This is a genomic window from Photobacterium sp. (assembly GCF_057456235.1).
The window spans coordinates 41,542-55,006 of sequence record NZ_JBVCPH010000021.1 but is presented as its reverse complement, the minus strand read 5'-3'; the positions used below and the strand labels follow the sequence as shown (position 1 = coordinate 55,006).

The following is a 13,465-nucleotide window of genomic DNA, read 5'->3' as shown; positions in this document are numbered from 1 at the left end:
GTGTATATACTTTGCGCCACTCAATACTGAGGAAAGCTTTTACTGATGAGACGTATAATGCAAACATTTATCCCGGGTAAAGAAGCCGCGCTTGAAGAATCGATTGAGCGTTACCAAACGCAATTAAAAAATTTAGGTTTCAACATCGAAGAGATCTCCTGGCTTAACCCTGTACCTAACGTCTGGTCAGTACAAATTCGTGACATCGATGCCCCGATGAACGTTTGCAGCGGTAAGGGGACAACAGAGAAAGCAGCACTGGCATCGGCTCTGGAGACATATTTCGAGCGTCTGTCTACCAACGATTTCTATGCCGATTACTATCTGGGGCAGAAGATTGCTGAAAGTGAATTTGTTCATTTCCCCAATGAAAAGTGGTTTGATATTGATGAAGATAACCTGCCGCCGGAAGGCATTTTGGATGAGCGCTTAACCCAGTTTTACGATCCAACCCTGGAGCTGCTAGGCACCGATTTGGTCGATCTTCAGTCAAGTCATATGGCGCGTGGGGTTTGCTGTCTGCCTTTCGAGCGCCAGGCCGATAACGAAACGGTCTATATTCCGGTGAACATCATCGGTAACCTGTACCCGTTTAACGGTATCGCAGCTGGTCATTCCAAATCCGAAGCGCGTAGCCAAGGCCTATCAGAAATATTGGCGTACGGACTCAAAAACCGCATTGTGGCCGAAGGTATCAGTCTGCCAGAGATCCCTGCTGACGTAATGGGTCGCTTCCCGGCCATCAAAGAGACGATTGATACATTAGCAGCGAAAGGCTTCCCCGTTGTTTGTTATGACGCATCACTCGGCGGTAAATACCCCGTTCTTTGCGCGATGCTATCCATCCCCGGCAATGATCTATGCCTGGCTGCTTTTGCCGCCCATCCTCGCTTTGAGGTTGCTCTTGAACGAGCGGTGACCGAATTACTGCAACACCGCGCTCTGGCACTTGCTCTAACAAACGATGCAGGCATCATCCCACAGCCTTCAGTCGATACTGAAGCCGTGGCCGCTCACCACGATCAAGCGGCACTGGTTAGTTACTCAACAGCGATGGTTTCTTGCGATCTGTTTAAAGCCGATGCTGATAATGTCTTTACCGACTGGAACTTCACGGGAAGCTCGGAAGAAGAGTTTGCTCATCTGATGGGGATGTTAACGGAAGACAGGGCTGACGTTTATATTGCAGATTACGACCATCTGGGCGTGGATTGCTGTCGTATTATTGTGCCTAGCTGGTCGGAAATTTACCCTACCGAGGCACTGATAGAAAGTAACAACAATGTCGCACTGGAGTTACGCGAGACTCTCCTGGCTTTACCGAGTGTGGATTGGGAAGGCGAGCAGTATGCTGAAATGTACGCGATTCTTGACGAAGAAGGCTTCGATGATAGCGTCCTTCTCCATGAGATTATTGGTTTGGTACCTCAAACCGGTGAAGCGTGGCAGACATTGCGAATTGGTGAGCTGAAATGCCTGTTGGCACTCGCTGGCGGTGATCTGGAATTGGCCTTAGAGATCGCCGCTTGGTGTCTTGACTACAATGTATCCACCTATAGCCCGGCCCGAACACAGTTCTTTCTCTGCGTTATTGCGAGCTTAAAGCTGGCTCTCGATGAAGACCGTGCTCCGGCACATGCTAAGGCTGAGTTCGAACGCCAGTATGGAACAGAGACGGTGGCCGCGGTATGGGGCTCAATTGAAGGCACGGTACGCTTTTATGGTCTGACGGCTGGTGATTTGACTATGAGTCAATTCCCGGCCCATCAAAAGCTGTTGGCCTCATACCATAAACTTCAATCCGCAAAAAAATTGAACATTCAGTAATTTTATTACATTTGTGTTAGCAAAGGGCTAATTCCAGCCAGCAATATCAATGCCAGCAAATTTTTGCTGGCATTCCGCGTTCTGGTTCTATTTACTGAACACCGCGTTCAAAATTTGTACGGCCCCTGCTACCCTTGGTATCAGGGAACCTATAGCCCGAAAATTACGAGCTACAAGCAATAATCTGTTACAAAATAAACACTTAACCCCAAAAATACCAACTGTGAGCTCATTCACATATTTATTTTTGTTATGCGCTTTCTTTCATTAATCATAATAACTGCTCTTCCCGCTCAATTTTTTTTGGTGATTTTCCTACATTTTTTTAAGCGTAGTGATCGAGATCAATTGTATTCGCGAGGCCAAGCTGTAGAATTTAGCAAAATTTGGTGAAATAATATTACACTAATAACTAACTCAAGGCTGAAGTGAAGAAGTTGTTCTCAGGTAAGAACGCTACATTACAGCAATAAACACAAGAATTATTTTATAACGTAGAACGAGGCAATTATGTCATCTGAAGAAAGAAGTTATCAGGAGCAACACCGCCCTGCCTCTGACTTCTCAAGTCGATCGGACTATCTTGACAACGAACTCAAGATAATGAAACCACGCCGCTTTGGCTTAAACCTGCCAGGCCGTGACTTCCGCTTTGAATGGGAAGACCTGGTACCCGCTTTAGCCGGTACTATTGGTATTATCGCAATGTACTCTGCGGTAATGATGTCTTGGGCTGACGGGCTGACCCAAGCCTGGGATCATGTTAATCTTGGCAAAGAATTCGCCATTGAAGTGGCACGAGTCGAAATGCTTATTCCTGCATTTCTTTTCTGTATTCTGGCATCCGGATTTATTAACCCCCGCGCCAACCTGGCAGGTAACCACGGTCCAATGATTCCGTTGATCGGTACCATTGCCCTTGCCGGTGCACACCCTCTTGCTCTTGCTCTCCTTCTTGGTGTATTCGGTCTGCTACTTAGTTACTTTAAAGGTGGCTCTAAACTGGTTAATCTGACCGGTGAGGGGGTTGCCGGCGGCTTGTTAGTGTTCCTTGGTTTTACCGGGGCCATGAGCCAAATCGGTCAGATCCAAACTTGGGCAACCGGCCTGGAAACTGCCGAAATTGCTAAAGGCAGCCTAGGCTATGTTGGCCTGGTTGTACTGGCGGTTAACATCGTGCTTTACGCTTTCCTTGCCCGTATCAACAAGCGTTGGTTAGCTATCCCGGCTTGTGCAGTAACAGGACTTCTGGTTGCTCTGGCGTTTGGTACCGGCTTTGACCTTACTTTCGAAACCAAAATGGGTCTGCCAAACCTGAACCCTGTATACTGGTGGGGCAGCACGGAAGAAGGCTGGATGCTTGGTCTGCCCAACCTGCAGCACTTCATTGCATCATTGCCATTTGCCATTCTGGCAGTAGCAATGTGGTCACCTGACTTCCTGGGCCACCGTATCTTCCAAGAACTTAACTACCCTAAAGGTACTGACAAAGTACTGATGGATGTTGATGACACGATGACGATGTGCTCTATCCGTCAAATGGTCGGTACTGCGGTCGGTGGTGGTAACATTACATCATCTTGGGGTACGTACATGATCCCGGCAGCAATCGCTAAGCGTCCTATCCCTGGCGGTGCTATCATTCTGGGCTCTTTGGTAATGCTTATCGCAATCCTTGGCTTCCCGATGGATGTTGCAGTATGGCCACCAGTAATGCGTATTGCTCTGCTAGTCGGTGTATTCCTGCCGCTGCTAGAAGCCGGTATGCAAATGGTTAAAGACACCAAAGATTCACAATCTGCTGGTATCTGTATCTTTGCTTCTGCAGTTGCCAACCCGGTACTGGCATGGGCACTAACTATGCTGCTAGATAACAACGGCCTGATTGGTGACAAAGAGCGTGCGAAGAAGCTTTCGTTCATGGACCGTATTGTTATTCCTGCCTCTGTGCTTATCATCTGTCTAATGGCGATGCTGGCGGTAGGTATGCTTGAAGGCAAGTACGGCATTCCAGCACTACTATAATGTGATGAGGGCAGTACGCTGCCCTCTCTTAACTAGGTTATTAGTACTAATACGAATAATGAAATTATCATTTTTGTTGAACTGATAGATTTGATTATCCGTATTATTGTTAAAGAAGTGTACTGTCCACCACTCGATGGTGATTAGCTCAACGGCTTCAAAATCAGTACGTATTTTTTCTACTAAAAAGGTAGGTATATCATGGCAGAGCAATTTGCTAAAGCTTGGGAAGGTTTTGCTGAAGGTGAATGGCAGAACGATGTTAACGTTCGTGACTTCATCCAGAAAAACTACACCCCGTATGAAGGTGACGAGTCTTTCCTAGAATCTGAAGCGACGCCGGCGACAGCTAAGCTTTGGGCTCAAGTAATGGAAGGCATTAAACAGGAAAACAGCACTCACGCTCCTGTTGATTTTGATACTTCTGTTATCTCTACCATCACTTCACACGATGCTGGCTACATCAACAAAGATCTAGAGACTATCGTTGGTCTGCAGACTGATGCTCCGCTTAAGCGTGCAATCATCCCTAACGGCGGTATCCGTATGGTTGAAGGTTCATGCAAGGTATACGGTCGTGAACTAGATCCAATGGTATCAAAGATCTACACTGAGTACCGCAAGACTCACAACCAGGGCGTTTTCGATATCTACACGCCAGATATCATGAAGTGCCGTAAGTCTGGTGTTCTGACAGGTCTTCCAGATGCATACGGCCGTGGTCGTATCATCGGTGACTACCGCCGTGTTGCACTATACGGTATCGACTTCCTGATGAAGGACAAGTTCGCTCAGTTTACGTCTCTGCAAGAGCGTTTCGAGAAAGGCGAAGACCTTCAGATGACTATGCAGCTTCGTGAAGAAATTGCAGAGCAGCACCGTGCACTAGGCCAGATTAAAACGATGGCCGCTAAATACGGTTGTGATATCTCTGGTCCTGCAACTACCGCACAAGAAGCGATTCAGTGGACTTACTTCGGCTACCTGGCTGCAGTTAAATCACAGAATGGTGCGGCTATGTCTCTTGGCCGTACTTCTACGTTCCTGGATATCTACCTTGAGCGTGATATTGCTGCTGGCACAATCACTGAAGTTCAAGCACAGGAAATGATTGACCACTTCGTCATGAAGCTACGTATGGTTCGTTTCCTACGTACGCCTGAGTACGATGAGCTATTCTCTGGTGACCCAATCTGGGCAACAGAATCAATGGGTGGTATGGGTCTTGACGGTCGTACACTGGTAACGCGTTCTAACTTCCGCTTCCTAAACAGCCTGTACACTATGGGTCCTTCTCCAGAGCCGAACATCACTGTTCTTTGGTCTGAGCAGCTACCTGACGGCTTCAAGCGTTTCTGTGCAAAAGTATCTATCGATACCTCTTCAATCCAGTACGAAAACGATGATCTGATGCGTCCTGACATGGAATCAGATGACTACGCAATCGCTTGTTGCGTATCGCCAATGGTTGTTGGTAAGCAAATGCAGTTCTTCGGTGCGCGTGCTAACCTGGCTAAAACGATGCTGTACTCTATCAACGGTGGCGTTGATGAGAAATTGAAGCTTCAGATTGCTCCTAAAGCAGCGCCAATGACTGACGAAGTGCTTGATTACGACAAAGTAATGACAAGCATGGATTCGCTAATGGACTGGCTTGCTACGCAATACGTGACTGCTCTGAACAGCATTCACTTCATGCATGACAAGTACAGCTACGAAGCGTCTCTAATGGCACTGCACGATCGTGACGTTAAGCGTACAATGGCTTGTGGTATCGCTGGTCTTTCTGTTGCGGCTGACTCACTAGCAGCAATCAAGTACGCAACGGTTAAACCAATCCGTGACGAAAACGGCATTGCTATCGATTTCGAAATCGAAGGCGATTACCCTAAATTCGGTAACAACGATGCTCGCGTAGATGACATTGCTTGTGAACTAGTAACAACGTTTATGGAGAAAATCCGTAAGCTTAAGACTTACCGTGATGCTGTGCCTACTCAGTCTATCCTGACTATCACTTCAAACGTGGTATACGGTAAGAAGACGGGTAACACTCCGGACGGTCGTCGTGCTGGTGCTCCTTTCGCTCCTGGTGCTAACCCAATGCACGGTCGCGATGAGAAAGGTGCGGTCGCTTCACTGACTTCTGTAGGTAAACTACCGTTTGCTGATGCTAAAGATGGTATCTCATATACTTTCTCTATCGTACCAAATGCACTTGGTAAAGAAGTTGAGTCTCAAAAAGCTAACCTTGCCGGTCTGATGGATGGTTACTTCCACCATGAAGCAGGCAGCATCGAAGGCGGTCAGCACCTGAACGTTAACGTTCTTAACCGTGAAACGCTTGAAGATGCAGTTAAGCACCCAGAGAAGTACCCACAGCTAACTATCCGTGTATCGGGTTACGCCGTGCGTTTCAACTCTCTGACCGTTGAACAGCAGAAAGACGTTATCGCACGTACTTTCACTGAGTCTCTATAATCTAGAGTTCAGTCTCAAGGGGTGAGAAACTAGAGTCTGATAACTCGAAATCCGCCACTTAAAAGTAAGTTTAAAAGCCGATCTCTGATCGGCTTTTTTTGTTTTTCTGGATTATCCCAATATATAAACCATCCGCCCCTTCGTGCACCCGCTCCCCAAAATTATGGCAACACCTAAGCCACGTCAAAATACAGGCTTCAGCACATCTTGAAGCCGTTTAGGCATACTTATTAAAGACAACAGCAACCTCGCTGTATTATTGCTACTTTAGCCTGCCATTCTGTAATAAAATGACAGGTATAAAAACACGCCCATGCGGAGAAGTAAGCAATGTCAGTAAAAGGCCGAATCCACTCTTTCGAATCTTGCGGAACCGTCGACGGACCAGGCATCCGTTTTATTGTATTCATGCAAGGCTGCTTGATGCGCTGTCAGTATTGCCACAACCGCGATACCTGGGATCTTAATGGCGGGAAAGAAATCACTGTTGAAGAACTCATAAAGGAAGCCGTTTCATACCGCCATTTTATGAACGCCTCTGGCGGTGGTGTTACAGCATCCGGGGGAGAGGCGATGCTTCAGCCTGAATTTATCCGCGACTTTTTCCGGGCGGCTCAAGCAGAAGGTATCCATACCTGTCTCGACACTAACGGGTATATCCGTAAACATACCGATGTCATTGATGAAGTTCTAGACGCAACCGATCTGGTCATGCTCGACCTAAAACAAATGGACGATACCATCCATCAAAATCTTGTTGGTGTTCCGAACAAACGCGTTCTGGATTTTGCCGAGCATCTGCACAAGCGCGGGCAAAAAACCTGGATTCGCTACGTGATTGTTCCGGGGTATACCGATGATGAACGCTCAGCCCATATGCTGGGTGAATTTATCAAAGATATGGACAACATCGAGAAAGTTGAGCTGCTGCCATACCACCAGCTAGGCGAACATAAATGGGAAGCGATGGGTTACGACTACCCGCTCTCTGGGGTAAACCCGCCATCAAAAGAAACCATGGAAAAAATGAAAGACATTCTCGCCAGCTATGGCCACAAGGTAATGTACTAGCGCGAAACGGCCTGATACTAAAGGTGCTGAAGCCGAAAGAAACATCAAAACCGATACAACACTAAGCCATTATGAGCAATTGGTTATAAAAAAGCCTACCCGCATATCGCGGATAGGCCTTAGTTAATTCGGGACATTTTACGAAAATGCTTACAACGCAGTTTCCAGTACCTTACGGCTAACTTCTGGTGTCATGTCGCCATGTTCACCCAGTGCTGTCATCCCGTGAAGTTCAAGCTGCTCCAGCACATTTTCAATACTGGCGGCATCGAGAGCTTCATCACTCAGGCGTACCGGCATGCCCATCGCTTTGAAAAATGCTTCTGTTTTCGCGATAGCCTGATCAATCACTTCTTCTTCAGTACCGTCAAACAGGTGCCAGACACGTTCTGCGTACTGGATTAATTTACCGCGTTTCTGCTCACGCTGTACTTTCATTACCGCAGGCAGAATAATCGCCAATGTACGCGCATGATCCATACCGTACTGACCTGTCAGCTCGTGGCCGATCATGTGGGTACTCCAGTCTTGCGGCACACCCGAACCGATTAGACCGTTCAGGGCCATCGTTGCCGACCACATCACATTCGAGCGCACTTCAAGATCATCGGGGGTTGCCAGGGCTTTAGGACCTTCCTCTATCAGGTTCATCAGTAAGCCTTCGGAGAAACGATCTTGTACCTTTGCATTTACCGGGAACGTTAGGTATTGCTCCATGGTGTGAACAAACGCATCAACCACGCCGTTAGCAACCTGACGCTCAGAAAGGCTCAGGGTCACTTTAGGATCCAGGACGGCAAAGATCGGGCGTACATAAGGCGACATAAATGCCAGCTTCGTCGTACCGCGGGTAACCACGGAGCCGATATTACTTTCCGAGCCTGTTGCCGGCAGGGTTAATACACACGACAGCGGCACAGCGTCTTCTACTGGTGCATTTTTCGCCAGAATATCCCAAGGTTCATCCCCCTCAAAGCGGGCCGCCGCTGCAATAAATTTAGTACCGTCAACGACTGAACCACCGCCAACCGCCAGCAAATAAGTAATTTGCTCAGCTTTAACCACTTCCACAGCTTTCATTAAAGTATCATATTGCGGATTAGGCTCGATGCCTGAAAATTCAATCCAGTTATGCTCTTTCAGCGCATTGCTGACCTGCTCATATACGCCGTTGGTTTTGATAGATCCCCCACCGTAAGTGACGAGAATTTTAGCATCCGCGGGGATCTCTTTTGCGATAGCTGCTATTTGGTCTTCGCCAAAAAAGATTTTCGTCGGGTTATGAAACGTGAAGTTAAGCATTGCTCGTTCCTTTGTATTCAAGGGATTAATTATTAATTTGTCTCTATTGCTCTATGTATATTTAGATCTTCGTTTATCTGGCTAACAGGGTCAGAAGTGCTTCTGCAACCGCTTCTGATGATGCAGGGTTCTGCCCTGTAATTAACATACCATCTTGAATGGCGAGCGGATTCCAGTCTTGTGCCGATTCAAACTGTCCGCCTCGGGCTTTTAATTCATCTTCCAGTAAGAAAGGGACTACCTCGGCCAGACCAACAGCCTTTTCTTCTGAATTGGTAAAGCCCGTGACCGCTTTGCCAGAAATGATATATTCACCGTCTTGATCCTTCGCATTTAGCAGCACCGCCGGGGCGTGACATACCGCCGATACGGGTTTTCCTGCTTGCCAAAAGGCCTCAATCAACGCGATTGAATGGCTGTCGCTCACCAAATCCCACAATGGCCCATGACCACCAGGGTAGAAGATAGCATCGTAATCTTTTTCATTTACGTCGGCCAACTTTAAGGTATGTGCTAACACCTGCTGCGCTTGTTCATCGTGATTGAAACGCACTGTGGCCTCGGTTTGTGATTGCTCTAATTCACTGTTGGGATCAATCGGAGGCTGACCACCTGCAGGTGAGGCGAGAGTAACGTCAGCATTGGCATCTAAAAAACAGTAATACGGCGCGGCAAATTCTTCGACCCAAAAGCCCGTTTTATGATCAGTCTCACCCAGCTTATCGTGGGATGTTAGCACCATTAAAATTTTCATTATCAACCTCGTCTTGTTCGATTAAGCGCGTGATGAAAGTCTATGCCTGAACGATTAATCAAACAATGGTGATAAATTGAGAATCATTGTTTTAATAATTAGAACAGTGGATACTATTGGCGTATATGCATCACTCATTCAATCAACAACAGATAAGAGCAGAGTCAAAATGGATGTTTCCTTTGAGCAGCTAAAAAGCATGGTGGTATTCGCACAAATTATTGAGCAAGGCAGCTTCTCGGCTGCTGCAAGACAACTGGGACTGTCCCGCGGGGTAGTGAGTTACCATTTAAAAAAGCTCGAAACGCATATTGGGATCCCCTTGCTCAACCGTACCACCCGCAGCATTAGCCTGACCGACGCAGGCCAGCGTTATTACCAGCGTTGCAAGAACATCAGTGACGAAGCGGCCGCAGCCAATCAGCAAATCGAAAATTTGCGCGAAGAGCCGGAAGGAAAACTCATTATCACCGCTCCGGTTAATATCAGCATGTATACCATAATACCGGCTCTGGATACCTTCAAAAAACAATACCCCAAAATTGAAATCGATCTGAACCTGACCGATGAAATCGTGAATATCATACAGGAAGGTGTCGATTTAGCGATTCGGGGAGCGCCTCTCGCGGATTCAGGCCTGTATGCCCGTAAGCTAATGACCATGAAAAATATTCTTTGTGGTGCCCCGAGCTATTTTAGTCAATACGGCCTGCCCCACACGCCGGCAGAGCTGGCTAATCATGAATGGGTCGTCTATAAAAAAACGTCCCGCATTCAGACCCTGTCGAAAGGCAGCCGCTCATACAATGTCAGAATGCAAGGCAGTATTGCCACCAACAGTGCATCGGCAAGAACGGCTTTTGTGTTGGGCGGCCATGGCATCGGGCGATTACCCATTTACGATGCCCAGCCATTAATCACGTCGGGACAACTCACCCCGATCCTGGAGGAATACCAGCTGAGTGATATCAATATTTACGGTGTTTACCCGCCGAGAGCCGCCAATTCCAAGAAAATGCGCTTATTACTGGCACACTTGCAGGAATATTTAACCAAACTCCCGGCTGCACTATTTCAAACCTCAAGCGCAACAGACCATCAAGGATATGAATACCAATAAGCAATTAGTTTTATATTTATTTCTTATGTCCAACCCGACGTAAAATCCAGACACGGCCTTTATGCCAGCCTGTTATATAAACAGACCGATATACCACTTCAGGCATATCAAGCCCAGTAAAGAAGCCACGGAAGCTCGCGTTTGGTAATTGAACGTGTCAAACGCCCAAATAAAAACACAAGTTTATATAAATTATGCGCATATTGATGTATCAATAAAATTGATAGTGATTACATCTCTCTTTTGCTTTCTCGAATCATGCGCAGAGCTTCACGCTTAATACAGTCGCGTAACGGATTTTCGACAGAATCAGCTCGCCATATAAACGACAAGGTCCGCTCCATATTTAATTCTGGCACATTCAAGGCAACCAGTTCACCGCGCTCAATGAACTTGACAACATCCAGGTATGGCAGGCAGCTCAAGTACAAACCATTCGCGACCAGCGTACGAAGCACGGAGACTTGTTCATATTCACGGCAGACATCAAGGTCATCAATCACACCATGGATGGCACTCTCGAAAATTTTCCGTGTGCCAGCCCCTTGTTCACGCAAGACCCATTTGGCCTGCTCCATTTGGGCAAAACTGACTTTTTCATACTTTGCATACGGATGATGTTTAGAAGCGATAATCACTAAATGGTCGTGGCACCACACTTCTTGCTGGAGACGGCTATCATCACAGCGCCCCTCTATGACACCAAACTCATAATCAAAGTTCTTTATACCATCGATAACTTTCTCTGTATTTTTTACTATGAAGTTAATACGCAGCTCAGGAAAATTGCTATCTATATTGCTGATGAGCTCAGGCAACAAGTGCTCTGCGGCTGTCTGGCTTGCTGCCAGCGCAATTTCGCCACTGATTAAATGCTGCTCATAGAAACCTAATTCGATCTGCTGGGCGTCAAATAATAGCTGTTTTGCCTTTGGCCTTAACCATGTTCCCCAGTATGTCAGCGCCATTCGCTTTCCCTGACGCTCAAACAACGGCCTGCCAAGTAATTTCTCTAACTGAGCTAATGCCATACTGGCTGCTGACTGAGTAAGCGCTAACTGATCAGCAGCTTTACTGACACTGCCCGAGCTGGCGACTTCTTCGAATACCGCCAATTGCTTCAAAGAGTATCGCATTGCGACTCCTTCCTTCCTGAACCCTATGATTAACCGGTACTTTACCATTATCTAGTATCAATTTTTATGATTAGCCATAAGAAAAAAATCAATTTTACTCACACCTTTATCCCCCCTTAAGCTGAAGTCACGTTAAACACACATCTCGATATAAGGAGAAGCTATGACTCAGTTACCCCCTTTTTTGTTTAATTCACCCGGCAACGTTGTCGAATCGACCTGGAGATCATATCGATGAGCTCGGCAATCAATACTGATTCCAATTACAGCCCGATGGAAATGATGAAACAGGCTGAAAAATATGCTGTCAGTAAAGCATCAAAGTCGACGAGCAAAACAATCGCATTAGCGATCACTGCCGGAGTTTTCATTGGACTCGCCTTTGTTTTCTACCTTACGGTGACGACAGGTAATGGCGAAATCAACTGGGGGATCAATCGTTTATTTGGTGGGTTAGCCTTTAGCATGGGGCTGATTTTAGTCGTCATCTGCGGCGGTGAGCTGTTTACCAGCACGGTGCTGTCTTCTATCGCCAGAGCCAACAAACATATCACCACCGGACACATGCTAAAAACATGGGCAAAAGTGTATTTCGGCAACTTCCTGGGCGCGATGCTGCTATTGCTTCTGGTCTCTATGGCCAGCCTGTATCAGCTCGACGGCGGCCAGTGGGGATTAAATGCACTAAACGTTGCCCAGCACAAACTGCACCACCAGCCTTTGGAAGCTTTCTCTTTGGGTGTTTTATGTAACCTATTGGTCTGTCTTGCCATCTGGATGACGTTTTGCTCAAGCAACATGATGACAAAAATGGCAATCATGGTTTTACCGGTTGCGATGTTTGTCAGCACCGGTTTTGAGCACAGCGTCGCCAACATGTTTATGGTGCCACTGGGTATCACTATCCAGAACATCGCCCCAGACTCATTCTGGCTAAATCTCGGTGTCTCGCCGGAACAGTATGCCGATCTCAATATCCACAACTTCATCTTTGCCAACCTTATCCCCGTTACGCTGGGCAATATCGTTGGCGGCGGCGTTCTCGTCGGTCTTAGCTACTGGGCTATTTTCAGCTCGCCTAAAGAACACCATGCAACAGCTACCATCATCACACCCGACTTCTCACATTCTACCGTTTTAAATAAGGACACTATTATGCTTCAGGACAACCTGCTTGTTAACGACCACATGCACCCTGCAACGACAACCCTTCTACCAGGCATGCCTGTTGCAGAAGCCCTTGATATCCTGATTAACCAAGAGCTTTCAGGTGCGCCGGTACTCTCAAGCGATAAGCGTCTAGTCGGTTTCTTCTCTGTCCATGACTCCTTGGTTGACCTTTGGTGTAGTGACTATATGCCAAATGCTGAAAGCAAAGTGCAAGACTTAATGAAGCATGAAATCCAGACCGTTAGCCCGGATAACACAATTCTTGATATTGCTGAGTATATGAGTATCGACAAAAATATTCTGTACCCGGTCACAAGTGGCGGTATTGCAACCCGACTGACGACGCTTTCATTGAATGAACGTGCCCGTACTATGGTGGTAAACCGCCCGCACAGCTTCCCTGTCGTTAAAGATGAGGTACTCGTCGGTATGATCACCCGCAATGACATTATCAAAGCGCTTCGCCCGGTCTATGGCAAACAAATACCCGTTATCGCCCCAGAGAAAAAATCCCAGGAGTGTGAAGTCGCCTGATAAGCAAACCCACAGACTATTACCCCAATCGGGGGTAATAGTCTG

The 13,465-nt window shown here is 47.0% G+C and carries 9 protein-coding genes; 6 read left to right on the top strand and 3 right to left on the bottom strand.

What is annotated here, in order from left to right; genetic code table 11:
* Positions 1–57: 57 nt before the first annotated feature.
* The 4 genes from ycaO to pflA all read left to right on the top strand — a co-directional run bounded on the left by ycaO (position 58) and on the right by pflA (position 7,404).
* Complete coding sequence (gene ycaO, locus AC2204_RS18735; RefSeq protein ID WP_318927330.1) at positions 58–1,827, top strand: 30S ribosomal protein S12 methylthiotransferase accessory factor YcaO; 1,770 nt, start codon at positions 58–60, stop codon at positions 1,825–1,827.
* Between the two features lie 510 nt (positions 1,828–2,337).
* On the top strand, positions 2,338–3,852 hold the full coding sequence (locus AC2204_RS18730; protein ID WP_318927328.1) for a DUF3360 family protein: 1,515 nt from the start codon (positions 2,338–2,340) through the stop codon (positions 3,850–3,852).
* A 201-nt stretch (positions 3,853–4,053) separates the two neighbouring features.
* Positions 4,054–6,333 carry a formate C-acetyltransferase gene (gene pflB, locus AC2204_RS18725; RefSeq protein ID WP_318927326.1) on the top strand — a complete coding sequence of 760 codons (2,280 nt, stop codon included), beginning with the start codon at positions 4,054–4,056 and terminating at the stop codon, positions 6,331–6,333.
* Positions 6,334–6,663: 330 nt separating this feature from the next.
* A complete protein-coding gene (gene pflA / locus AC2204_RS18720) occupies positions 6,664–7,404 on the top strand; it encodes a pyruvate formate lyase 1-activating protein (RefSeq protein WP_318927324.1) in 741 nt (246 codons plus the stop codon).
* A gap of 150 nt (positions 7,405–7,554) precedes the next feature.
* Here the strand turns inward: pflA and AC2204_RS18715 are convergent, their stop codons facing one another.
* On the bottom strand, positions 7,555–8,706 hold the full coding sequence (locus tag AC2204_RS18715; RefSeq protein ID WP_318927323.1) for an iron-containing alcohol dehydrogenase: 1,152 nt from the start codon (positions 8,704–8,706) through the stop codon (positions 7,555–7,557).
* A gap of 73 nt (positions 8,707–8,779) precedes the next feature.
* Entirely contained in the window at positions 8,780–9,460 is a 681-nt protein-coding gene (locus tag AC2204_RS18710; protein WP_318927321.1) for a type 1 glutamine amidotransferase domain-containing protein, read from the bottom strand.
* Positions 9,461–9,629: 169 nt separating this feature from the next.
* Between AC2204_RS18710 and AC2204_RS18705 the strand changes: the two genes are divergently transcribed.
* Positions 9,630–10,580, top strand: a complete 951-nt coding sequence (locus tag AC2204_RS18705; RefSeq protein ID WP_318927320.1) for a LysR family transcriptional regulator — start codon at positions 9,630–9,632, stop codon at positions 10,578–10,580.
* Between the two features lie 230 nt (positions 10,581–10,810).
* On the opposite strand, the gene AC2204_RS18700 is transcribed toward AC2204_RS18705, so the two are convergent.
* Complete coding sequence (locus tag AC2204_RS18700; RefSeq protein ID WP_318927318.1) at positions 10,811–11,716, bottom strand: LysR substrate-binding domain-containing protein; 906 nt, start codon at positions 11,714–11,716, stop codon at positions 10,811–10,813.
* Positions 11,717–11,950: 234 nt separating this feature from the next.
* Here AC2204_RS18700 and focA point away from each other — a divergent pair, with 234 nt between their 5' ends.
* On the top strand, positions 11,951–13,420 hold the full coding sequence (gene focA, locus AC2204_RS18695; RefSeq protein ID WP_318927315.1) for a formate transporter FocA: 1,470 nt from the start codon (positions 11,951–11,953) through the stop codon (positions 13,418–13,420).
* The last annotated feature ends 45 nt before the right edge of the window (positions 13,421–13,465 follow it).

What these genes read in the sequence shown, in the direction of transcription:
- ycaO (WP_318927330.1), top strand. Translation starts at nt 58, where the DNA reads ATGCAAACATTTATCCCGGGTAAAGAAGCCGCGCTTGAAGAATCGATT.
- AC2204_RS18730 (WP_318927328.1), top strand. Translation starts at nt 2,338, where the DNA reads ATGTCATCTGAAGAAAGAAGTTATCAGGAGCAACACCGCCCTGCCTCT.
- pflB (WP_318927326.1), top strand. Translation starts at nt 4,054, where the DNA reads ATGGCAGAGCAATTTGCTAAAGCTTGGGAAGGTTTTGCTGAAGGTGAA.
- pflA (WP_318927324.1), top strand. Translation starts at nt 6,664, where the DNA reads ATGTCAGTAAAAGGCCGAATCCACTCTTTCGAATCTTGCGGAACCGTC.
- AC2204_RS18715 (WP_318927323.1), bottom strand. Translation starts at nt 8,706, where the DNA reads ATGCTTAACTTCACGTTTCATAACCCGACGAAAATCTTTTTTGGCGAA.
- AC2204_RS18710 (WP_318927321.1), bottom strand. Translation starts at nt 9,460, where the DNA reads ATGAAAATTTTAATGGTGCTAACATCCCACGATAAGCTGGGTGAGACT.
- AC2204_RS18705 (WP_318927320.1), top strand. Translation starts at nt 9,630, where the DNA reads ATGGATGTTTCCTTTGAGCAGCTAAAAAGCATGGTGGTATTCGCACAA.
- AC2204_RS18700 (WP_318927318.1), bottom strand. Translation starts at nt 11,716, where the DNA reads ATGCGATACTCTTTGAAGCAATTGGCGGTATTCGAAGAAGTCGCCAGC.
- focA (WP_318927315.1), top strand. Translation starts at nt 11,951, where the DNA reads ATGAGCTCGGCAATCAATACTGATTCCAATTACAGCCCGATGGAAATG.